General features: G+C 43.5%; 22 protein-coding genes and 1 pseudogene. 13 read left to right on the plus strand and 10 right to left on the minus strand.

What is annotated here, in order from left to right:
• Nucleotides 1–62 precede the first annotated feature (62 nt).
• Genes cysT through ABEF84_RS10570 form a run of 4 tightly spaced genes read left to right on the plus strand, consistent with a single transcriptional unit; the run spans nucleotide 63 to nucleotide 3,840 of the window.
• A complete protein-coding gene (gene cysT, locus ABEF84_RS10555; RefSeq protein ID WP_034583868.1) occupies nucleotides 63–896 on the plus strand; it encodes a sulfate ABC transporter permease subunit CysT in 834 nt (277 codons plus the stop codon).
• Nucleotides 893–1,786 (plus strand): sulfate ABC transporter permease subunit CysW, encoded by an 894-nt coding sequence (gene cysW, locus ABEF84_RS10560; protein ID WP_034583870.1) that lies wholly within the window; start codon nucleotides 893–895, stop codon nucleotides 1,784–1,786. Before cysT ends, cysW begins: the two co-directional genes overlap by 4 nt.
• Before the next feature lie 11 nt (nucleotides 1,787–1,797).
• Nucleotides 1,798–2,862, plus strand: a complete 1,065-nt coding sequence (locus ABEF84_RS10565) for a sulfate/molybdate ABC transporter ATP-binding protein (RefSeq protein ID WP_034583872.1) — start codon at nucleotides 1,798–1,800, stop codon at nucleotides 2,860–2,862.
• A 54-nt stretch (nucleotides 2,863–2,916) separates the two neighbouring features.
• Entirely contained in the window at nucleotides 2,917–3,840 is a 924-nt protein-coding gene (locus ABEF84_RS10570) for a CysB family HTH-type transcriptional regulator (RefSeq protein WP_034583874.1), read from the plus strand.
• A gap of 106 nt (nucleotides 3,841–3,946) precedes the next feature.
• Here ABEF84_RS10570 and ABEF84_RS10575 read toward each other — a convergent pair whose 3' ends face one another.
• Entirely contained in the window at nucleotides 3,947–4,609 is a 663-nt protein-coding gene (locus tag ABEF84_RS10575) for an IS1595-like element ISAcra1 family transposase (protein ID WP_347453899.1), read from the minus strand.
• A gap of 182 nt (nucleotides 4,610–4,791) precedes the next feature.
• Complete coding sequence (carO, locus tag ABEF84_RS10580; RefSeq protein WP_347454832.1) at nucleotides 4,792–5,526, minus strand: ornithine uptake porin CarO; 735 nt, start codon at nucleotides 5,524–5,526, stop codon at nucleotides 4,792–4,794.
• 376 nt (nucleotides 5,527–5,902) lie between these two features.
• Between carO and dapD the strand changes: the two genes are divergently transcribed.
• The 5 genes from dapD to ABEF84_RS10605 all read left to right on the plus strand — a co-directional run bounded on the left by dapD (nucleotide 5,903) and on the right by ABEF84_RS10605 (nucleotide 9,221).
• Nucleotides 5,903–6,724, plus strand: coding sequence for a 2,3,4,5-tetrahydropyridine-2,6-dicarboxylate N-succinyltransferase (gene dapD, locus ABEF84_RS10585; protein WP_034583878.1), 822 nt, complete (start codon nucleotides 5,903–5,905; stop codon nucleotides 6,722–6,724).
• A gap of 126 nt (nucleotides 6,725–6,850) precedes the next feature.
• Nucleotides 6,851–7,561 carry a 7-carboxy-7-deazaguanine synthase QueE gene (gene queE, locus ABEF84_RS10590; protein ID WP_347454831.1) on the plus strand — a complete coding sequence of 237 codons (711 nt, stop codon included), beginning with the start codon at nucleotides 6,851–6,853 and terminating at the stop codon, nucleotides 7,559–7,561.
• Between the two features lie 30 nt (nucleotides 7,562–7,591).
• On the plus strand, nucleotides 7,592–8,260 hold the full coding sequence (gene queC, locus ABEF84_RS10595; protein WP_347454830.1) for a 7-cyano-7-deazaguanine synthase QueC: 669 nt from the start codon (nucleotides 7,592–7,594) through the stop codon (nucleotides 8,258–8,260).
• A 16-nt stretch (nucleotides 8,261–8,276) separates the two neighbouring features.
• Nucleotides 8,277–8,681 (plus strand): hypothetical protein, encoded by a 405-nt coding sequence (locus tag ABEF84_RS10600; protein WP_034583886.1) that lies wholly within the window; start codon nucleotides 8,277–8,279, stop codon nucleotides 8,679–8,681.
• 81 nt (nucleotides 8,682–8,762) lie between these two features.
• Nucleotides 8,763–9,221 (plus strand): peroxiredoxin, encoded by a 459-nt coding sequence (locus ABEF84_RS10605; protein WP_347452936.1) that lies wholly within the window; start codon nucleotides 8,763–8,765, stop codon nucleotides 9,219–9,221.
• Between the two features lie 54 nt (nucleotides 9,222–9,275).
• Here the strand turns inward: ABEF84_RS10605 and ABEF84_RS10610 are convergent, their stop codons facing one another.
• On the minus strand, nucleotides 9,276–9,881 hold the full coding sequence (locus ABEF84_RS10610; protein ID WP_347452937.1) for a LysE/ArgO family amino acid transporter: 606 nt from the start codon (nucleotides 9,879–9,881) through the stop codon (nucleotides 9,276–9,278).
• 108 nt (nucleotides 9,882–9,989) lie between these two features.
• On the opposite strand from ABEF84_RS10610, the gene ABEF84_RS10615 reads away from it, so the two are divergent.
• Nucleotides 9,990–10,895 carry a LysR family transcriptional regulator ArgP gene (locus tag ABEF84_RS10615; RefSeq protein ID WP_347454829.1) on the plus strand — a complete coding sequence of 302 codons (906 nt, stop codon included), beginning with the start codon at nucleotides 9,990–9,992 and terminating at the stop codon, nucleotides 10,893–10,895.
• Between the two features lie 36 nt (nucleotides 10,896–10,931).
• On the opposite strand, the gene ABEF84_RS10620 is transcribed toward ABEF84_RS10615, so the two are convergent.
• Nucleotides 10,932–11,495 carry a YceI family protein gene (locus ABEF84_RS10620; protein ID WP_347452939.1) on the minus strand — a complete coding sequence of 188 codons (564 nt, stop codon included), beginning with the start codon at nucleotides 11,493–11,495 and terminating at the stop codon, nucleotides 10,932–10,934.
• A gap of 47 nt (nucleotides 11,496–11,542) precedes the next feature.
• Complete coding sequence (locus ABEF84_RS10625; RefSeq protein WP_347452940.1) at nucleotides 11,543–12,112, minus strand: nicotinate-nicotinamide nucleotide adenylyltransferase; 570 nt, start codon at nucleotides 12,110–12,112, stop codon at nucleotides 11,543–11,545.
• A gap of 100 nt (nucleotides 12,113–12,212) precedes the next feature.
• Here ABEF84_RS10625 and ABEF84_RS10630 point away from each other — a divergent pair, with 100 nt between their 5' ends.
• Complete coding sequence (locus ABEF84_RS10630; RefSeq protein ID WP_347452941.1) at nucleotides 12,213–13,013, plus strand: enoyl-CoA hydratase-related protein; 801 nt, start codon at nucleotides 12,213–12,215, stop codon at nucleotides 13,011–13,013.
• Nucleotides 13,014–13,084: 71 nt separating this feature from the next.
• On the plus strand, nucleotides 13,085–13,879 hold the full coding sequence (locus ABEF84_RS10635) for a nitroreductase family protein (protein ID WP_034583898.1): 795 nt from the start codon (nucleotides 13,085–13,087) through the stop codon (nucleotides 13,877–13,879).
• A gap of 199 nt (nucleotides 13,880–14,078) precedes the next feature.
• On the opposite strand, the gene ABEF84_RS10640 is transcribed toward ABEF84_RS10635, so the two are convergent.
• From ABEF84_RS10640 to ABEF84_RS10650, 3 genes and pseudogenes are all read right to left on the minus strand, one after another.
• A complete protein-coding gene (locus ABEF84_RS10640; RefSeq protein ID WP_347454828.1) occupies nucleotides 14,079–15,551 on the minus strand; it encodes a carotenoid oxygenase family protein in 1,473 nt (490 codons plus the stop codon).
• A 137-nt stretch (nucleotides 15,552–15,688) separates the two neighbouring features.
• Entirely contained in the window at nucleotides 15,689–16,006 is a 318-nt protein-coding gene (locus ABEF84_RS10645; protein WP_347452944.1) for an NGG1p interacting factor NIF3, read from the minus strand.
• Between the two features lie 17 nt (nucleotides 16,007–16,023).
• Nucleotides 16,024–16,904 (minus strand): annotated as a pseudogene (locus tag ABEF84_RS10650) (LysR substrate-binding domain-containing protein).
• Nucleotides 16,905–17,074: 170 nt separating this feature from the next.
• Here ABEF84_RS10650 and ABEF84_RS10655 point away from each other — a divergent pair.
• Entirely contained in the window at nucleotides 17,075–18,817 is a 1,743-nt protein-coding gene (locus ABEF84_RS10655) for an FAD-dependent monooxygenase (protein ID WP_034583905.1), read from the plus strand.
• A gap of 42 nt (nucleotides 18,818–18,859) precedes the next feature.
• Here the strand turns inward: ABEF84_RS10655 and ABEF84_RS10660 are convergent, their stop codons facing one another.
• Nucleotides 18,860–18,985: a KGW motif small protein gene (locus ABEF84_RS10660; protein ID WP_264673517.1), complete on the minus strand. Its 126-nt coding sequence runs from the start codon at nucleotides 18,983–18,985 to the stop codon at nucleotides 18,860–18,862.
• Nucleotides 18,986–19,298: 313 nt separating this feature from the next.
• On the minus strand, nucleotides 19,299–23,132 hold the full coding sequence (gene purL, locus ABEF84_RS10665; protein ID WP_347454168.1) for a phosphoribosylformylglycinamidine synthase: 3,834 nt from the start codon (nucleotides 23,130–23,132) through the stop codon (nucleotides 19,299–19,301).
• Between the last annotated feature and the right edge of the window lie 257 nt (nucleotides 23,133–23,389).

Below are 23,389 nucleotides of genomic sequence, written 5' to 3' on the forward strand. Positions count from 1 at the left end.
AATTTCATTTTTAATATTCGCTGGTTGTATTCAATTAGCATTCTCTCTTTTGAGGAGTAATCATGTCGCAGCGATCCCGAGTGCTGCCAGGATTTGGTCTATCTCTAGGCTTTACCCTAGCGTATTTGTCATTAATCGTCTTGATCCCGCTGTCTGCCGTATTTATTAAATCACTCGGCATCGGCTGGGACGGCTTATGGGAAATCCTGAGCTCTGAACGTATTCTCAAGTCACTCCAGCTCAGTTTCTCGACAGCTATTATTGCTGCCCTGATCAATGTAGTCTTTGGCCTGTTACTGGCATGGTGTCTGGTACGTTACAGCTTCCCAGGTAAACGTATTGTCGATGCCCTGGTCGATTTGCCGTTTGCCCTGCCGACTGCCGTTGCCGGTATTGCATTAACGTCACTGTATGCCCCTACAGGCTGGATCGGTCAGTATCTGGATCCTATTGGTATTAAAGTGGCTTATACCCCGTTGGGTATCACGCTGGCGTTGATCTTTATCGGGATTCCATTTGTGGTACGTACGGTACAGCCTGTGTTGTCAGACTTGGAAACCGAACTGGAAGAAGCTGCATCTGCACTCGGTGCTACCCGTTTTCAGATCGTGACTAAAATCATTTTCCCGATCTTGCTACCAGCACTCATCACAGGCTTTGCTTTGGCCTTTGCTCGTGGCGTAGGTGAATACGGTTCAGTCATCTTTATTGCCGGTAACCAGCCCTTCGAGACTGAAATTGCACCGCTGATGATTATTTCCCGTCTGGAAGAGTATGACTACGCTGGTGCAACTACTATCGCTGTCGTGATGCTTTTGATTTCATTTGTGATGCTATTCCTGATTAACCTCTTACAAGCTTGGGCAAGCCGTCGCACAGGGAGAACTGCACGATGAGTTTACATACCAACAGCAATGCGCTTGCTGAAAAGCTGCAATCCCGTGATGCAACCCGTGAACCAACCTGGGTGCGTTATACCCTGATTGTGATTGCGCTGATTTTCTTCCTGAGCTGCCTGATTCTGCCTTTGATTCTGGTTTTCGTTGAAGCCTTTAAACAAGGTGTTGGTGTATATGCACAGGCACTGGTACATCCAGATACGCTGTCAGCCGTTAAACTGACATTACTTACTGCAGCGATTTCAGTGCCGCTGAACGTGGTTTTTGGTATTGCAGCGGCATGGTCAGTTGCGAAGTTTAACTTCCCAGGTAAATCGATTCTGACCACCATTATTGATATGCCATTCTCGGTATCTCCAGTGATCGCCGGCCTGATGCTTGTACTGATTTTTGGTACTCAAGGCTGGATGGGTGAATGGTTGATGGATAACGACATCAAGATCCTCTATGCCGTGCCTGCAATTGTCCTGGCAACTGTATTTATTACTGTTCCATTCGTTGCCCGTGAGCTGATTCCTTTGATGGAAGCACAAGGCACCGAAGAAGAAGAAGCTGCGATTGTTCTCGGTGCATCTGGCTGGCAAACCTTCTGGAAAGTGACCCTGCCAAATATCAAATGGGGTCTGATCTACGGCGTGATTCTGTGTAATGCCCGTGCCATGGGTGAGTTCGGTGCGGTATCAGTAGTATCTGGTCATATCCGTGGTGAAACCAACACCCTGCCACTGCACGTCGAGATTCTCTATAACGAATATACCTTCAGTGCTGCGTTTGCTGTGTCTTCGCTGCTGGCTTTCCTTGCGATTGTCACCTTGGTACTTAAAACCTGGGTCGAGCTGCGCCAGGAAAAACAAAACAAAGGTAAAGAAGATTCAACAGTTTCTTAAGGAATGTCCACATGAGTATTCAAGTTAAAAATATTGAAAAACACTTTGGTGCATTCCATGCACTGAAAAACATTTCCCTGGATTTCCCAGATGGCCAGTTAGTTGCCCTGCTTGGTCCATCAGGCTGCGGTAAAACTACACTATTACGTATTATCGCAGGTCTGGAATCTGCGGACGGCGGCCAGGTAATTCTGGAAGGTGAAGATGCAACGAATGTTCATGTACGTGAACGTGAAGTTGGTTTTGTATTCCAGCACTATGCCCTGTTCCGTCATATGACTGTGTTTGACAACGTGGCTTTTGGTCTGCGTGTACGTCCACGTTCTACTCGTCCATCTGAAGCAGAAATCAAAAAACGTGTGACTTGTCTTCTAGATCTGGTTCAACTGGGTTTCCTTGCTGATCGTTATCCTGCCCAGCTTTCTGGTGGTCAGCGTCAGCGTATTGCCTTGGCTCGTGCATTAGCCGTTGAACCACGTGTATTGTTATTGGATGAGCCATTCGGTGCACTGGATGCCAAAGTTCGTAAAGAACTGCGTCGCTGGTTACGTACCCTGCATGATGAATTGCACATCACGTCTATTTTCGTAACCCACGATCAGGAAGAAGCACTCGAAGTTGCCGATCAGATCGTAGTGATGAACAAGGGTAATGTCGAGCAAATTGGTTCACCTCGTGAAGTCTATGAGACACCAGCAACACCATTCGTGTTCGACTTCCTGGGCCAAGCCAACCGTTTTGAAGGCCAGAACAATGGCGGCATCCTTCAACTTGGTGAAGATCGTGTTCAGTTTGATGCTGCGAAACAGCAAGCGCAAGGCAATGTGATTGTATTCGCGCGTCCAGACGAACTACGTATCCATGCTCAACCACAGGACAATGCAATTCAGGCGACTTTCATTCGTGAATTGTGGATTGCCGGGAAAGTGGTTGCAGAACTGAATGACCGTCAAGGCAACCTGATTGAGATTTCCCTGACCCCAGAAGAAGCTCGAGCACATCAGTTCCGACCAAATCAGACCGTATGGTTAAGCCCGCTTAACCTGCATTTATTCTCTGCAAATCAGGTCGCTTAAGACATACCAGATGGGGCCAGAGCAGCCCCATCCGCTTATAGGGTAGAAAGAATTATGAATTTCCAACAATTAAGAATTATTCGAGAGACTGTTCGACAGAACTTTAATTTAACTGAAGCTTCTGCGGCACTTTATACTTCTCAGTCTGGTGTCAGCAAGCATATTAAAGACCTGGAAGATGAACTAGGTGTACAGCTTTTTATTCGTAAAGGTAAACGTTTATTGGGTTTGACCGAACCAGGTCAGGCATTGCTCGGCATTGTAGAACGCATGCTGGTCGATGCAGACAATATCAAACGTCTGGCAGATGACTTTAACAAGGTTGATGAAGGGACATTGACCATTGCCACAACACATACTCAAGCACGTTATGTGTTGCCACCAATCGTGAATCAGTTTAAGAAAGAATTTCCAAAGGTTCACCTGATTCTGCAACAGGCAAGCCCGGTAGAAATTACTGAAATGCTGCTACAAGGTGAAGCGGATATTGGTATTGCAACTGAAGCCCTGACTACCGAAGAGAATCTGGCAAGTGTGCCGTACTATAACTGGCAGCACAGCATTATTACGCCACAAAATCACCCGTTGACCAAAAAAGAAAAAATCACGATTGAAGACCTGGCTAATTATCCAATCATCACTTATCACGGTGGTTTTACCGGCCGTTCGAAAATTGACATTGCCTTCCAGGAAGCCGGTTTTGATGTAGATATCGTGATGTCAGCTTTGGATGCTGATGTAATCAAAACCTATGTTGAACTGAACATGGGTGTCGGTATTGTCAATGATGTCGCTTATGATCCTGAACGTGACTACCGCTTAAAACAGATCAAAACTGATATTTTTGGTGTGAATACGACTTGGATTGCTGTGCGTAAAGGTCATTTACTACGTGGCTATGGCTATGAATTTATCTCACTTTGCTCACCAGATGCCGATATTAAAGCACTAAAAAAAGTAGCTTATCCTGACGAATAATTCGTGATTTATAAAGTTTATAGAAAGAGGCTTGAATAGCCTCTTTTTTCTGTTTATATCCACTAAATTTTGTATAGGCTCTAGACTAGCAGATTTACACTTAATTTTACCTAATGAGGTTCCACAGCTCAGTTGCTAACTCATTAGGTTCCCTCATCCAACGCCATTCAGTTTCTTTAAGATGATAATCAAAGTACTCTTTTGATATGCCGTTAAACTTTGCTAGCCTTCTTTTACAAAAGCTCCAAAATGATTCTATTCCATTTATATGACATTCTCCTCTAGCAAACTCATTTGCTCCGTGATTTACCCTAAAATGCTTTGAATAACCCACATCAACAAGACCATTATAGCCACGCCATCCATCACTATAAATCACACTCTCAAGTGAAACTTTACCAATGATAACCTCTTGTAAAGTCTTCATTTTACAGTCAGGTACGATTTCAGTATAGACGCGCCCATTACGTTCGAATATTCCAAATACTGGCTGTTTTAGAGTCCCACGACCACGCTTTAACTTTCCATGAAACCCACGTTGCCTTTTCGCTCCAAAATAGCTTTCATCTACTTCTATTGAAGCAACAAACTTAGCTCTTAAATCTGTTTGATGATCATAGATAGTTTCTCTAAAAAGCATGTACCAATAGTTAATCGTATTACGATTTAAATTGAGTAATAAGGCTGTTTTGGAAGCAGGAATATCAACACAAAAGCATTGAATAATTTTTTTAATCTTGTAGTGACTTAATTTACTGTTTTCTATCATGATTCTAGACTAATATAATCATTTTGCTAGTCTAGAGCCTTGTATAAATGCAAAGAGCTTTCTAATTTTAAAATCTTATTTTTAATCAATTGAAATCTAAAGATTATAAGTTTTTTGTTTCTCTTGCATTATCTTTGAACTATAAAAAAACGAGCCGAAGCTCGTTTTTTTGCCTTGAAGGATTAGAAGCGGAAGCTTACACCCAGTTTAGCCACCGGTAGCCATTCATATTTATTGTCAGTGCGGATATCACGCTCTTCTTCTGCAAGTGCTACATCTAACCTATTTCCTTCACTACCAATTAAACCTGCGGCTTCTGGATTCACGCTTAAATTTGCAGTTGGATTTCCATTGTAGTAAGCACCAATTTCACCGAATACACCCCAACGATTTGTAATCGCTGGAGAGAAACCAACACCTACATATGGAGCGATATTGTTTTTATAAGATAAATCACCAGTAATACGGGCCTCTGTTGTTCCTGCATTAAAGCGTTCTCCACCAACTGTAAATGATGCATTAGTTCCTGAACGACGTTCTAAGTTATAGTCGTTGTCAATATAACCTACACCAGCAGCCATATAGAACCAGTTAGCCCATGGACGAATTTCAGCATTTAGATAAGTTAGGTTATTATCCATATCAAGGTCATATTTGTTACCGTTAATAGATAAATCATCTGACCAAGAGATATCACCACCGTTATAACCCAAGGTTACACCTACATATGGGTTTGCACTCCAGGAGATTGCACCACCGTATCCTGTAGTACCGACTTCAGCACGGACTGAAGCTGGTTTAAAGAAAGAGAATTCAGCAACACCCTCATCAGTAACAACAACCTCATCAGCAGCCATCACAGAAGTCGTTGCCGCAGTGAGTACCGACAGCGCAAAATATTTAGCAAAAGTTTTCATTTAGATCTCCTCAATAAATTATTTTTAACGTTTTTAATCTTCGTTATGCTTGCATGTTAATTCATATCTTGATCATTCTTTATTCAAGTTTTGCTAAGTTTATGTAAGGTTTTGATACAAATAGTGCTTTTTCTATGATTTTATAAGGTTTTTTGCATATTGCTGCTAATTAGATGCTTTTACAGGCATTTTTCTAGAATATTTCCCATATCATGCTTTATATACCTGAATATATTTATTAATTAATGAATGAGCCTTGATCTTGCTGATTTTTCTGACTTCTTTATTATTAATTTCAATATCTGTCGTGTTTTACATCTAATCTTTGCTCAATATAGTGTAAAATCTTGGAAATTTTTTTTCTGGAAGGAAGATCATGTCTCAGCTTTCAACAATCATTGAACAAGCGTTTGAAGACCGTGCGAATTTCACTGCAGCAGACTGTCCTGCTGAAGTTCGTCAGGCAGTTGAGGAAGTTATTGCTGGCCTGGACAATGGCTCTCTACGTGTAGCTGAAAAAATCAATGGTGAATGGGTTGTTCATCAATGGGTGAAAAAAGCGGTTCTTTTATCATTCAAACTGAATGACAATAAACCAATGGAAGCATGTGATCTTCGCTTCTATGACAAAGTAGATACCAAATTTAACGGCTGGACTGATGAACAATTTAAAGCAGCTGGTGTACGTGTTGTACCTCCTGCTGTTGCACGTAAAGGTTCTTACCAAGCGAAAAACGTGGTCTTGATGCCTTCTTATGTCAACATTGGTGCGTATGTTGACGAAGGCACAATGGTGGATACATGGGCAACTGTAGGTTCATGTGCGCAAATCGGTAAAAACGTTCACCTGTCAGGTGGTGTTGGTATTGGTGGTGTTCTTGAACCGCTTCAAGCAAACCCAACCATCATTGAAGATAACTGTTTCATCGGTGCACGTTCTGAAATCGTAGAAGGTGTAATCGTAGAAGAAGGTTCTGTGATTTCAATGGGTGTATTCATTGGTCAATCTACCAAGATTTATGACCGCGCAACTGGCGAAATCCACTACGGCCGTGTTCCTGCAGGTTCAGTTGTTGTGTCTGGTACATTGCCTTCTAAAGATGGTACTTGCAACTTATATGCTGCAATCATCGTGAAAAAAGTGGATGCGAAAACTCGTGCTAAAACTAGCCTGAACGACCTGCTTCGCGAAGACTAAGATCTAATCTCTACGGAACATTGATTGTTCCCCGGAGCTTTAACTGCTCCTTGTCTCTACGGTTAATCCTAACCGTAGGGATTTTTATTTTTATATACTGTTAATTATCTCTCGGTTAATTTTGTTATGAGTACGCTTCGATCTTCCGCTATTCCTGTTACTGATCCGTCTGCGGGTTTACGCATCACGGAGATCTTCTATTCATTACAAGGTGAAGCCAATACTGCTGGTTTGCCAACTGTGTTTATCCGTCTGACTGGTTGCCCACTGCGTTGTACTTATTGTGATACCACTTATTCTTTTGAAGGTGGTGAACGTAAATCCTTAGATGACATTATTCAAACCACGCTGGATTTTAAAACCCCTTATGTCTGTGTGACTGGTGGTGAACCACTGGCGCAACCGAATGCACTGCCATTGATGCAACGTCTGGCCGATGCCGGTTGTGAAGTGTCGCTCGAAACCAGTGGCGCGCTGGATGTGTCCAAGGTAGACCCTCGCGTATCAAAAGTATTAGACTTAAAAACCCCAACTTCTGGTGAAGTTGCACGAAATTTGCTTACCAATCTCGACCATTTAACCCAACACGACCAGATCAAGTTTGTGATCTGTAACCGTGAGGATTATGAATGGTCCAAACAGCAGGTAGAACAGTACCAACTGAATGAAAAAGTCAGTACAGTCTGGTTCTCCCCTGCCTTTGCTGTTGAAAAAGGTTCAGTTCGCCTGCCACAGCTGGCTCGTGATCTGGCCCAGTGGATTTTAGAAGATCATCTCCCTGTTCGTTTCCAGCTGCAGCTGCATAAACTGCTCTGGAACGATGAAACTGGTCGTTAATTATTTATCAAATATTTTGGAGATTTAGCTATGCGCCCTCGTGCCATTGTATTGTTATCTGGCGGATTAGACTCAACCACATGTTTAGCTTGGGCGCAGGCACGCTATGAATGTATCGCTCTCAGTTTTATGTATGGTCAGCGTTCGACCACGGAACTGGATGCAGCACGTGCATTGACGCAACGTGCAGGTGTAGAACATCGTGTCATCAATATTGATCTGGGTAACTTGGGTGGTTCTGCTCTGACCGATCACAGCATTGATGTGCCAGAACAATTACAGGAAGGTATTCCGGTCACTTATGTACCTGCACGTAATACCATTTTCCTGTCTTATGCACTGGCGGCAGCAGAAGTTTTTGGTGCAGAAGCCATTGTCATCGGAATTAACGCAGTCGATTATTCAGGTTATCCAGACTGCCGTCCGGAATTTATTGAAGCCTTTGCCAATATGGCGCGTTTGGCGACTAAAGTGGGTGTTGAGGGTAAACCGCTCAAGTTTGAAACACCTTTGTTACATTTATCCAAAGCAAATATTATTCGCTTAGGCATTGAGCATGGCGTAGACTATAGCCAAACGGTTTCTTGCTACCAGGCAGACGACCAAGGACGTGCTTGTGGTAAATGTGACAGCTGTCGTCTACGCAAACAGGGCTTTGCAGATGCGGGTGTCGAGGATCCGACACGTTATATACCGTAATAACAAGGTAGAGTTTATGAAAAATTTAAAATCAAATATTGTTCTTGCAGCTTTAGTTTCAGCTGCTGCATTCGCGACAACTGCTCAAGCAAATGACAGCAAACTGCAAAATGCTTATAAAAGCACTAACGTGAAAGCTGCACTGATCAATGTTTGTAAAGAAGAAACTGGTAAAGGCAAACAATTGACCTCTGCTGAAGTTAGTAAATATTGTACTTGTGCTGTAGAAGCGGATGGCAAACTGACCAATGCGCAAAAATGGGAAATCCAGAGCGCAATTAACCAGAAAAAAAGCCCTTCAACTCTAGCTTTTGTGCAAAAACAGAATAAAGACCTGCAAGCATGTTTCGGTCCTCAGCTAACCAACAAGCTGAAAACTTTGACTGAACAGGCGCAAAAAGCAGCGGCTGCTAAAAAATAATTTCTGATTATTCTTAGCAGAAATAAGCCACTATAATGTGGCTTATTTTTTTGTAAAAATTACAATAGTAATGGAGTTTATATGTCTGACATCAGCTTGCTCGACCAAACATTTCCAACCACAACCGGTGAAATCAACCTGGCTCAACTTGATGCAGAATGGCTGATTGTCTATTTCTATCCTAAAGATTCAACTCCAGGCTGTACCACTCAGGCAGTGAGTTTTTCTTGCCTGAAAGACCAGTTTGATGCACTCAGCACCACAATTCTCGGTGTTTCTCGTGACTCCGTAAAAGCACATCAGAACTTTACCGAGAAACAAAATCTGACCATTAACCTGATTAGTGACAAAGAAGAAGTTTTGTGTAATCACTTTGATGTAATTAAAGAAAAGAATATGTATGGTAAAAAAGTCATGGGCATTGAACGCTCAACGTTCATTTTCCATAACGGCAAATTGGTGAAAGAATACCGTAAAGTAAAAGCAGCCGGTCATGCTGAACAAGTTTTAGAAGATCTAAAAGCACTACAAGCTGCTTGATTCTCTAATCTGAAATAAAAAAATGAGTCCGATTTGGACTCATTTTTTTATGGCTCATGCCAAGATCAGTGACAATGCAATTCCCCACATCACGATCGCAATCAATACATCCAGAATCTGCCAGGCACGTGGGCTTTTAAATAGGGGTAATAGCAGTTTGGCTCCATAGCCCAGACTAAAAAAGAACAATACCGATGCGGTCATACTGCCCAAGGCAAAGTAGGGTTTCATCTCATAGAATTTGACTGAAATTGAACCCAGTAACACCACTGTATCCAGATACACATGCGGATTCAGCCAAGTAAAGCCTAGGCAGATTAGACAGGTTTTGATTAACGATTTGGCTGGATGCTCTTCAGGAATCAGCAAAGATTGCCCTGCCTGTAAGGCCTGTTTTAAGTGAATTCCACCATAGACCAGCAGAAATATTGCGCCCGCATAACGTGCCAGTTGGGTAAAAACCTCATGTTGCTGAATCCAGTGCCCAAAACCTAATACCCCTAGTGCAATCAGAATCGCATCCGATAAAGCACAGATCAGGCAGATCCAAAATATATACTGCTGTTTTAATCCCTGTTTCAGGACAAAGGTATTTTGTGCACCAATGGCAAGGATCAGGCTAAACCCCATTGCCAGTCCTTGCAGATAAGCATTCCACATTACACTACCCCGGTTCCATTTTTGATAGGTGTAATTATGGCGTGAGCACTTGAAAATTAAATAAAATTAAGAAAATATAAATATAACTAAAATAATTTTAAGACACTTATGTCGCTTAACTCAAAATATTGTGATGCCTTTCTGGCTGTCGCGGAAACCCAAAGCTTTGAAGCTGCAGCAAAGGTACTGAATCTTACTGCTTCTGCTGTGACTTTAAGGGTACAAAGCCTGGAAAAATCTCTAGGCCAAGTCCTGATCCTGCGGGAACGTCCCTGCAAAGTGACTCATACCGGACAGATGCTGATGGAATATCTGCAAAGCCAGCGTCTGCGGGAACAACAGCTATTACAGCAATTTCATGGTCTGGATACTGATGAATTTAGTGTGCTGCATATTGCGACTAATGCAGACTCACTCGCGACCTGGCTATTGCCGACCCTGTCTAAGTTATTATTGCAAGAGAAAATCAGCCTGAAATTTCAGGTGGCTGATCAGAGCCAGACCCATATGCTGCTGGAAACTGGGAAAGTTAGCGCCTGTATCAGCTCACAGTCACAGGCTATGAAAGGTTGTCAGACCCAGCTGATTGGCGCAATGACTTATCGAATGGTTGCGACACCAGATTTTATTCAACGCTGGTTTAATCATGGCCTCCATCGCGAATCCCTGCGTAAAGCACCTGCAATTATTTACAATGATCAGGATCAGCTGCATAGTGAGATCTTATTAACGCACTTTGGTCTGACGCAACAGAGCTATCCTTTTCACTATATTCCCTCTTCAACGGCTTTTGCCGAAGCGATCTTTGCCGGTTTGGGTTATGGACTGGTTCCGGACTATCAGATTGCGGATCGAATACAGCGTAATACATTGGTAGAAATTCTTCCCGAATGTAGAACAGATGTAAAACTATATTGGCATCACTGGAAGCAGCAATCACCAGCCCTACAACAACTTACGACAGTCATTCTGGAACAAGCCAAACAACACTTAAATCATCCTATTTCAAGCTAAACTGTTTAATCTTAAGTTCAAAACTGAGAAATTAAATTATTCAGCTTTCCACTGTCCGATCAGATGAATATGGACCTTTTCACCCAGTCCTGCAGTGGCTTTTTTCATGCCAAAATCAGAACGATTTACCACCGTGGTTGATCGTATATCAAGTACGTTCGGATTGCTTTTATTTGGGGTTAACGTGGTATCAAACACCACCGGGCGAGTCACCCCTCGTACCGTCAGTTGCCCCAAAATCTGATAGCGATTATTCCCCTTCGGCTTAAACTGGGTACTTTTAAAACTTACTGTTTTATAACGTGAAGCATAAAACAGGTCTTCTCCCATAATCATATTTCTAAGGCTGGGCTTGGAGACCTGTAGATTATCCACCTGCGCAGTAAATTCAGTTAACCCTTGCTGCGGTTTTTCTGGATCAAACTGCATATGCCCCTTGAATTGCGGGAAAACTCCCTTCACTACAGTCAGCCCCAGGGAGTTGATAGTGAAACTAACCTCACTTTGTGGAGTTAATGTCCAGCTTTTGGCATAGGCAGCCGTCATCCCTATAACTGACAGACACCCTGCATAGGCAACATTTTTCAGAAATAGATTCATCGTGTTACTCCATAGTAATCCAATGAACTTTCTACATTAGATCAGATTTAGCTCAGATTTGTTTTATCATTCGTTGCAAACTTATCGGCCAATTGTTGGTAAATCGCTGTATTTTTAAACTTGTGTAAAAACTCACTGGTTCCCAAAGGAAAAGCCGATTCCACCACTTCACCACGATAATAAGCTTCACGTAATGGCGTTGCTGAAATGGCGCCGACCAAACTGTCTAGCTCCACCATTTCCCATTCCGGGAACAGCCTTAAATAATAAGACGATTCATCTTTGAAATGCCCAATCAAGCCGACTTTGGTATCTGGTTTTACTACGTCAGCTACGAGTGATTTCACCAGTTTTTGCCATTTTTCATCATTATAGACATCAATCACATGTACGAATTTAATCCGTTTCTGATCAGCTTCGGAAAAATTCGACAGGATCATTTGTTCACGTTCAGCGGCTAGAAATGGATTTTTGATATTACGTTCTAGCTGTGCTGACCCCAAAGCCAGAATCACCTGCTGGCTCTGTTGCAAAGCAATTTTAATGGTTTGCATATGGGCCAGATGAAAAGGCTGGAAGCGACCAATAAACACTAGATAATCAAATTTATATTTCATAGCCATCTTACTTTTATGAACGCATCAGTTATGCCGCGCAGAAATTTTTACGACATAATAAGCGCCAATAAATTCATATTAATAAAGCAAGGATAGTACGATGACACTGAGCTGTATTCAACAACCACACCAGCATTTAAATGCGAATTTAGACAATGGCGTACTGACTTTAGCCATTCACCGCCCTGAAGCCAAAAATGCCCTCTACGGCGAGTTATATTTGTGGATTGCCCAAGCATTAGATGAAGCGGATCAGGACAGCAGCGTGCGTGTGGTGATTCTGCGCGGTCAAGATGCGGACTTTAGTGCCGGCAATGACATGCAGGACTTTATGAAGTTCATTAAAACTCCGCTACAAGGAAAAGCTGGCGATACACCTCCATTTATTCTTTTAAAATCTGCGGCCAAATTTTCCAAACCTTTGATTGCTGCCGTGCGTGGTGTCGCGATTGGTATTGGAGTAACCATCCTGCTGCATGCCGATCTAGTCTATAGCGACAATACAGCCTTGTTCCAGATTCCATTTGTAAGCCTTGGTCTATCCCCTGAAGGAGCTTCCAGCAAGTTACTGGTACAACAGGCGGGCTATCATAAAGCTGCTGAACTCTTACTCACGGCTCAAAAGTTTAATAGTGAAAAAGCCTTGAATGCGGGTCTAGTAAATAGCATTGAAGAAGATGCCTATGCTGCAGCAGCTAAACAGGCGCAAACCCTCGCTGCTTTACCACTGACATCACTGAAGCAAACCAAAGCATTGATGAAGCACAATCTGGCTGAAATCATTGAATGTATTGATAATGAAGCAGACATTTTTATGAAGCGTGTCGGTTCACCAGAAATGATGGAGGCAGTTCAAGCCTTTATGCAGAAACGCCAACCAGATTTCACACAATTCAATTAATATTGCAACTTCTATTTCCATTGAGGCAGTTTAAACTGCCTCAATCACTTGTCTTGCCAAGAAACTGAATTATGTCGACTGAAAACTCCCAAACGATTTCCCAAACCACAGATACTGCCAATCCTGAAAAGCAACGTTATTACGAACCAGCTCCTCAGGATATTGATGTAGAGAATTTCCGTAAGGTCATTGAAAGCCGCCGTTCAGTACGTAAATTCACCAAGAAGCCAATTCCTGCCGAAGTCCTGGATGCCTGTTTGGATCTGGCATTGCTGGCACCAAACTCCTCCAATCTGCAACCATGGACCTTCTATGTAGTGCAGAACCCTTCCAAGAAAAAACGTTTGGTCAAAGCCTGCCTAGGTCAGCTGGCAGCCAAAACGGCAGCTGAACTCATCGTTTGTATTGCACGTACTGATCGCATTGATGAAATGGCCAAACTGAATATTAGTGAATTTCCATTTCCTGAAGCACCAGCAGCGGTGAAGAAGTACTACAAGTTCATTCCCTATAACTATAAAACTGGTTATCTAAACGCGTTTGGTAACTTTAAAAAAGTGGCTTTCAAAGTTGCTCGTACACTAGATAAACAATTGCCAGTGTCAGCCTTTAGCCCGGCTGATGCCAAACTTTGGGCAACCAAAACTACGGCGCTGGCTTGTGAAAATCTGGTGTTGGCTTTACGTGCCTACGGTTTTGACAGCTGCATGATGGAAGGTTTTGATGAACCGATGGTGCGTGACATTCTGGACCTGAATGACCAGCAATATCCAGTGATGGTGATTGGAGCTGGCGAACGTGCGAAAGATGGCGTGTTCTTCCCTCAATATCGTTTTGATCGTGAGCTGTTTATCCAAAAGATTTAATCACTTTTTGGAGTGCAAATCACGGCCTGAATTGTTCTCTAGAATCATTGATATCCACGCAGGCTTTTTCGTTACTTTGACAGGCCAAAGTAATCAAAGCCTTTGCCAGACAGAAGGTTCATCCTTGTACCTCTGTCTGGCTGGTGACATCCATGTCACCTTACGTGAATTTAATGCCTTTTTGGAAAGATATAATCTTTTAAGAATAGTTCGCTCTTAATTTCCGATAATCAATCCAATTGCAATGAAATCCCACTGGCACGCGAACCGGCAAATGAATCGTGGCAATCGGCCCATCTGCAATATGTTGCGCATTCAAAATCACCACTTTCGATGGACCACAATCTACAGCATGTACATAAGACATCAGCCAGCCATCATTCTCAGCTTCAGCCCCTTCCCTTGCCACAAAAATCGCTTCACCTGTTACCCAGTTATCGCCAAAGAAATAGCTTTCCGTAGTTCGGGTTCTTAAATTTAGGCACATCACGCTGTTGCCACTGACCTTATAAGGATCATCAAATTCGCCAAAGGAAATGCTATAGGCATAACGATATTGTCGCCCGGTATAGGCGTCATTAATGCGTGGAAATTCCTGTTTGGTATCCGATAACACCGTCCGGCTGACCTTGCCTGTGCCCTGATCAAAGATAAACCGCTCCAGTCGAATATCATGCTCTTCAATCGGTCCCTGAATTGAATGCAGCATGGCATTGGAATGCACTACAGCATCCATGACCACATCCCCCGTATTCAGATCATAGGCATTCATGGTATGGAAAATAAAACAAGGATCGATGTTGTACCAGCGTATATCCTTGGCACTTCCACCAAAAGGCAACAAACCAATACGTGCCTGATGTTTCGGGTTCCATTGATATGGCAGCAGTGAACCTTTTAAGGCACTACGCACCGAAAAATTGACGTTTAAGTCGAGGATCAAAACCTGAGATTTGGTGATAGCACAGTCGTGCACCATCGGGCCATGCTTCACTGGAATCTCAACGTGATTTTTCAATTTACCCTTTGCATCAATATGTAGATAAAAAACTTTGTTATGTGTTAGGCCATCATAACAAACGGCATGAATATCGCCGGTATCCGGATCAATATGCGGATGTGCGCTAAATGGTAGATCGGGATCATCAGATTCGAATAGGTGATGACGTTTCGATTCCAGTTCACTATTCACTTCGATTGGATAAGCACCCGCTTCTACTAGAGCCCAGATTTTTCCGGCAAAGTTAATAATATTGGTATTCACCGGATCAGCCACGCCACGGCTTTTACCGGGAATCAGCGGTCGGTGTAATTTCTTCTGTACGCTATCCGCACCGACATACTGGCTTTTATACCAGTGCGCCTCACCGCCTTTGAGCCTTAGCGCATGGATCATGCCATCGCCAGTGAACCAGTGATAAATTCGAGGATTTTTAACAGTAATTGGATTCGGGCCAATCCGCATCAAGGCACCATCTAGTTCTGCAGGAATCTGCCCTTCTACGGTTAGTTGAGTCGAAAAATGTTCCTGCCGCTGCGGCGCAAAAATACCGTCCAGATAAGGATTGTCATGGGAGTATGGAATGCGACTATGCAGAATGTCCGCACTATATTGTATCGATTTACTGAGCGTATTCTTGAGCATGCTGCTCAGCGGTTTTGGCCACGGCATTGTTATTTTCCTTATTTTATTTTTTATTATGGCGGATTTTATAATAACAAAAGCAGATTAGATGTTTTCAAAATGTAGACTGACGGCGTGTTAAATAGACACGCCGCAATTTACTAATAAATAAGTTATTTACAGGTTTAGACTTTGATATCCAACAGCTGAATAAATTCAAATGCTGGCTCTTCATAAGGATGACTGGCTTTTAAAGCCTTGGCGACATCAACTGCCTTTTCATCTGGCACTATCATTTCCACACGCCATTCTTCTATTTCTTCCAGCTCCCCCACTTCTCCAATAAAAGGATCCGCACCTTTTAAAGGCTTAAATTGACCTTTTCCTAAGACCTGCCAGGCACATTCTGCATAATCACCAATACCACCAGCACCCGCGGCAAATACGGCCTGTTTGGTTTTTTCTAGATGTTCATCGGGTACGTAATAAATCAATTTCAGCATATTTCCCTGCAATTTTTTCAAGTACTTGTCGTATTGTTAAGGGCTTGGGTAATAATATTCAATGCTGGATTCTGAGAATTCTTGTTAAATGTTGCATATAGCTCCAGCTTGGGTAGAGGTCGATCAGTCTGAATAACTTTCACTTCATCATTCAGGAAACGAAGCAAATAATCTGGAGCGAAACTAAAGCCCATTCCCATATTAATCAGGTTAATATGCTGCAGCACATTGGTCACCCATAACACCTGATCATGCTTTAGCTGATCAAAAGATATCAAGGCATTCAATCGGTCGTAAAATACGGGGAAGCATTTTCTTCACACATAATAATCGTGTGATTTTTCAGTTCCTGTAATTTTAATACCCGATCAGTCGGATGCAAATGCTTCGCTGCAACCAAATTTAATTGTTCGGTCAATAAATGGATATTTTCAAAATTCGGATGATCTAGCTGAAAACGGGTAATACATAGATCCAGCTCGGCATTTTTCAAGCGTTGAATCTGTTCCATGCAGGTCAGGCTGTGCAAATGAATCTTTAAGTCCGGCATGGTCTTTTTCAGCTTTGCCAGAATTTGTGGCATGACTTTTAGTTCGGCGACATTCAGAAAGCCAATATGAATCTGGTTATTTTTCTGCTGCGCTACCTGTCGTGCTGCCGCAACGGCCAGTTTGGCATTTTCCAAAGCCTTTTCCGCATAGATTAAAAAGGCCTGTCCTTCCTCTGTTAGCTTTACTTTTCGCGAAGATCGGTCAAACAGGTTTACGCCGACTTCCTGCTCCAGATCTTTAATCTGCTGACTTAAAGAAGGTTGAGCCGTAAACAGTTTTTCAGCAGCTTTGGTAAAACTCTGCTCCTGCGCCACGGTCATAAAATAGCGTAAATGTCGAAGTTCCATAGACTGCCTGCTTGACGGAAAGGCCAATATCTTACGATCTGGATCGAAATATTGAAAATAAAAATAGATTAATAGTTTATATGAATACTCATATATCAGTTCATCAGGCTTAACTAGACTCCAATGCAAAATATTTTGTCAGCTCTTCACGCATACACATGGAGTCTTGTATGACACAGCATTACGACACTGATGTTCTGGTTATTGGTACTGGTCCTGCTGGTTCAACCTTGGGTTTAGCCTTGGCGAATTATGGTGTAAAAGTCCAGCTCTTTACCCAGTTTAACTGGCTGGCCAATAGTCCACGTGCCCACATTACCAACCAGCGTGCTATAGAAGTATTACGTGATTTGGGCGTTGAAGAACAGGTTAAGGAAATTGCCACCCCTTGGGATCAGATGGGTGAAAGCCTGATTACTACCAGTTTAGTTGGTGAAGAAATTGCCCGCATGAGTGCCTGGGGTACTGGAGATGAACGTCATGGTGACTATATCAAAGGCAGTCCATGTCCGCTGGTCGATCTGATCCAGCCGAAAATGGAAGCCTTGCTGGTAAAGAATGCCGGTGAACGTGGTGCGATCTATAATTTCAACACTGAATATCTGTCGCATGTACAGGATGAAAATGGTGTAACTGCAACCTTCCTGAACCGAATTACTAACACAGAATTCAGCTTAAGAGCCAAATATCTGGTCGGTATGGATGGTGCTAAGTCACGCGTGCTAGAGCAACTTGGCTTGCCACTCGAAGGCGTGATGGCTCGTGCGGGCACAGTGTATGTGACTTTCAAAGCTGACCTGACCAAATATGTGCAGCACCGCCCCGCAATTCTGCAATGGATTGTTAATCCTGAAGCCAGCTTTGGTGACCTTGGGATGGGGCTGTTACGTGCCATTACCCCATGGAATGAATGGATTATGGGTTGGGGCTTCGACATTTCCAAAGGTGAGCCACAAGTGGCCGAGGAACAGGTACGTGCTCGTCTCAATGCCTTTGTTGGTGCAGAAGTTGAAGACGTTGAGATTCAGAAACTGTCTTACTGGTATGTGAATCAGACCTGGGCCACTGAATATTCCAAAGGTCGCGTGTTCTGTGGTGGTGATGCAGTACACCGTCATCCGCCTTCAAGTGGTTTGGGTTCCAATACCTGTATGCAGGATGCCTTTAACCTGGGCTGGAAACTGGCCTATGCCATCAAAGGCTGGGCGGCCCCTTCTCTGTTAGATTCTTATACTTCTGAACGTGCACCTGTAGGCAAGCAAATCGTAGCACGCGCTAATCAGTCACGTTTTGACTATAAGTATCTGAAAGATGTCTTTGGTTTTGATCAAGGCGTTACTACCCAGAAGCAGATGCTGGAACGTATTTTTGCTGAAGATGAGCAAGGTGCTGAAATCCGTCAAAGACTGTTTAAGGCACTGGCGGTGAAAAACTATGAGTTTAATGCACAAGGTGTGGAATTAAATCAGCGTTATACCTCCAATGCAGTCATTAGTGAATCTGAACCTGAAGTGTTCGAACGCGATCAGCAGCTGTATTTGCAAGCCACGACACGTCCGGGTGCAAAAGTGCCACATACCTGGCTGGTGAATGCCAAAGGACAAAAAGTCTCAACACTGGATATTACTGGTAAAGGCCGTTTTACCCTATTGACTGGTTTATCAGGAAAAGGCTGGAAACAGGCGGCTGAATCATTGAATCTGCCTTATCTGGATGTAATTCAGATTGGTTCACGTGATTATCGTGATGTGTATGGCACATGGAATGCCAAGTCTGAAATCCATGAATCAGGGGCTGTTTTAGTTCGTCCGGATGGTTATGTGGCTTGGCGTTATCAAGACAGCACCAATGATCAGTTTGATTATGTAAATACGTTAAAGGCTGTGTTTAAGCAGGTTCAATTAACTGTTTAATGATAAAAAAGCCACCTTCTGGTGGCTTTTTAAAATTTGATATCAAGAACCCTGCAACAAATAACTACCAACCAAAAACAGCACCTGCAAACTCACAACAAAACCAAATAACCACCAACCTTTCTGACGCAGTGCCGTTCTGTCCATTATTCTTAACGTTTTAGCCATGTGATCACCTCATTCTTGAGCGTTGATACTGAACTGATCTATACCATCTTTCCTTTAAAGTGCATAAATATTGAGCATTCACTACACAATATCACGTCTATACATAGATAAAAGCAAAATTCAAACCAGCTTAGTAGGAGAAAATTAAAAAAATATTTCAAACTGCTTAAAAAGCAAAAAGCCACCCCATGGTGGCAATCGAGGGCGTTAGTTTAAACAAAAGTGAATGATTTTTCTAGTTTTGCTGATTTTCCTTAAATTCTATCTATAAAAAAAGGGCCGCTGTTGCGACCCTTTCTCAAGCTAAAGCAGATTAGCCAATGAACTTACGTGCGTTGCGGAACATACGTAACCATGCACCATCCTGATCCCAGTCTTCTGGTTTCCAAGAGTGCTGGATCGCACGGAAGTTACGCTCAGGGTGCGGCATCATAATGGTTGCACGACCATCTTTCGAAGTCACACCAGAAATACCTTCAGGCGAGCCGTTCGGGTTCAGTGGATATTGCTCAGTAGCATTACCTTGGCTGTCCACATAACGCAGGATCACCTGATTGCCCGCATTCAATGCAGCAATATTTTCAGCTGATGACACCACACGACCTTCACCATGTGCCACAGCGATTGGCAGGATTGAACCTTCCATACCTTCCAACAATACAGAATTGGATTTTTCCACACGCACGTTCACGCTACGCGCTTCAAACACTTCTGACTTGTTACGGTGGAAACGTGGCCAGTGTTCAGCACCTGGAATCAGTGGAGCCAATTGAGACAACATCTGACAACCGTTACAGATACCTAGAGAGAAGGTTTCCTCACGGTTAAAGAATTTCTCGAACTGGTCACGCAGTTGAGCGTTGAACAACACTGATTTCGCCCAGCCGCCGCCTGCACCCAGAACGTCACCATAAGAGAAGCCACCACAAGCGACTAGACCTTCAAAGTCATCCAAGCTGACACGACCAGCCAACAGGTCGCTCATGTGAACGTCAACGGTATTGAAGCCTACTTTGTCAAAAGCAGCCGCCATTTCTACATGACCGTTAATACCTTGCTCTCGTAGGATCGCCATGTTTGGACGACGTGAATTGATGAATGGCGCTTCAACTGGCTCGTTCAGATCAAATGTCGGTTGAGCAATCAGACCTTTGTGAGACTTATCCGTGATCAGAGCAAATTCTTGATCCGCAGTTTCTTCGTTGTCACGCAGACGCTGGATTTGGTGAGATACTTCAGTCCAAGCCACTTGCAGGTCAGCACGTTCCAGTACCAGACCATTTACAGATAACTGGTCAGAGTTATTTACTGTACCCACCACAGAGATCGCATCTTTCAGTGTAGAAGCTGCGATTTCAGCTTGCAGCGCTTCCCAATCTGCTTTCGCGATTTGCAGAACCGCACCGATTTCTTCAGCGAATAATGAAGCAACTGTCTGTTGTTCCAGCGCTACACCCAGACGTGAAGCAAACATCATTTCTGCAACAGTCGCCAGTAAACCACCATCACCGATGTCGTGGTATGCCTTGATCAGGCCACGGTTGTTCCAGTCTTGTACCAGTGCAAAGAATGCTTTGAAATCTTCAAAGTTATCAACGTCTGGAGTTACTGAACCAATCGCTTTGTACACCTGAGCCAGGATCGAACCGCCTAGACGGAACTGACCTTTAGACAGGTCAATACGTACCAGTACAGATTCAACATTTTTCAGTTCAGGTGTAAGCGTCTTACGAACATCAGTCACTGGTGCAAATGCAGTGATCACACCTGACATTGGAGAAGTTACAGATTTGTCTTCGCCTTCGTCGTTCCAGGTGGTACGCATTGACAATGAGTCTTTACCCACTGGAATTGCAATGCCCAGTGCCGGACACATTTCCATACCAACAGCTTTCACACCTTCAAACAGTGCCTGGTCTTCGCCCGGTTGACCTGCAGCAGCCATCCAGTTTGCTGATAGTTTGATGTCGCTGATTTTTTCAATCTTCGCAGACATGATATTGGAGATCGCTTCAGCTACAGCCAAACGTACAGATGCTGCTGGATTTAACAATGCCACTGGCGGACGTTCACCCATCGCCATTGCTTCACCAGTGTAGCCTTGCAAGCTAGTCGTTGTTACCGCAGCATCCGCTACAGGTACTTGCCATGGACCCACCATCTGGTCACGTGCAACCATACCGGTAATTGAACGGTCACCGATGGTGATCAGGAATGATTTAGACGCCACTGTTGGGTTTTTGATCACGCGGTAAATCGCATCTTTCAGATCAGTGACTTGAGCTGCGTCAAAGTCATCGCCTTTACGCGGAGCAGTTTCATAAGAACGGCTCATACGTGGTGTACCGCCAAGCATCACCTGCATTGGCATATCCACTGGCTTGTTGCCGAATAATGGATCTTCAACAGTCAGATGACGTGCTTCAGTCGCTTCACCCAATACTGCAAATGGACAACGTTCACGCGCACAGATCGATTCAAACAGCGGCAGAGATTCTGGACGGATCGCCAGTACATAACGTTCTTGCGCTTCGTTAGACCAGATTTCCATTGGTGACATGCCTGGCTCAAGTGACGGAATCTTACGCAGATCAAGCACTGCACCCAGCTCATGGTCATTCACCAGCTCAGGCATGGCATTCGAGATACCACCCGCACCAACATCATGCACAGATACGATTGGATTTTCATTTTCCATGCGCCAGCAAGTGTCGATGACTTCCTGACAACGGCGTTCCATTTCAGGGTTTTCACGTTGTACAGAAGCGAAGTCCAGGTTTTCACCCAGTTTACCGCTGTCTACAGAAGATGCTGCACCGCCACCAAGACCGATCAGCATGGCTGGACCACCAAGCACGATCAGTAAGTCACCTGGTTGAATCGCATCTTTTTCAACGTGGTCCGGACGGATATTACCGTAACCACCCGCGATCATGATTGGCTTATGGAAGCCTTTCACTTCGCCATTGACGTTTTGTTCGAAGGTACGGAAATAACCCGTCAGCGCTGGACGACCAAATTCGTTGTTAAACGCTGCGCCGCCTAATGGACCTTCAATCATGATTTGAAGTGGAGATGCCATACGTGAAGGTTTGCCATAGTTTTCTTCCCAAGGCTGTTCGAAGCCAGGAATATTCAGGTTAGATACGGTGAAACCCGTTAAACCAGCTTTCGGTTTACCACCACGACCAGTCGCGCCTTCGTCACGAATCTCACCGCCTGAACCTGTCGCAGCACCGGCAAATGGTGCAATCGCTGTTGGGTGGTTGTGAGTTTCCACTTTCATCAAGATGTGAGCGGCCTGGCTTTTGTATTTATAAACGTGTTGACCGTTATCTTCTTGAGTTGGATAGAAACGTTGCGTATCAAAACCAACAATCACCGATGCGTTGTCTTTATAAGCCGACAATACGTCTGTTGGTGATTCTTTATAGGTATTTTTGATCATCTGGAACAATGACAATGGTTGAACTTCACCATCAATCGTCCATTCAGAACCAAAGATTTTGTGACGGCAGTGTTCTGAGTTTGCCTGTGCAAACATCATCAGTTCAATGTCGTTCGGGTTACGGCCCAGTTTGGTAAATGCATCTGTCAGGTAATCAATTTCCTGCTCAGACAATGCAAAACCGAATTCATTGTTAGCTTTAACCAGTGCTTCTTTACCCTGCCCCAGAATATCAATCGAGTTCAGCGGTTTTGGTTCGGTTTCAACAAACAGTGCCGCAGCATCTTCAATCGTGTTGAACACACTTTCAGTCATGCGGTCATGCAGAACTTGCAGCGCTTCTTTAGAAAGCTCTTTTGTACCCTTTAGAGTAAACAAAACACCGCGCTCAAGACGATGAACCGGTGTATTACAGTTGGCAAAAATGTCAGTCGCCTTCGAAGACCATGGTGAAATCGTGCCGACACGTGGCGTCACCAGAATCTGGATTTCATCACTTGCTGGCTGGCGCAGTTCAAAAGATTGACCATCGTTGAGAAGCTGTAAAGCGGATTGCTGTTGTTGCTCGTTGAGCGCTTGGTCAAAGAGATAAACAAATTGACTTTCTAGTGATTGAACAGAACTATTTGACGATAAACGTGAGAGTAGTTGAGTTTTCTTGAAAGAAGAATGTGCAGGTGCACCGGCAACGATAAACATGCTGATTTTGGCTCCACGGGATGATCGAGCGACCATGCCACAATGTGACTTGAGAGAGCGCATATTCTACTGTGAAAAGATTAAATCAGCTAGTGAGGAATACAGAAATCTGACCGCTATTCTGTCAGGATTTTTAAAATAATACTTTTATTTTCAGTTAAAAAAATTGAATGTAGTCGATTAGGTTAACACATTTTCTTGCAGAAAAATCAAAACCGGCAAAGTTTTATTTTCACATGCAAAATTGTATTAATTTT

This window comes from Acinetobacter sp. ANC 7912 (assembly GCF_039862785.1).
In the GTDB taxonomy this organism is placed as follows: Bacteria; Pseudomonadota; Gammaproteobacteria; order Pseudomonadales; family Moraxellaceae; genus Acinetobacter; species Acinetobacter thermotolerans.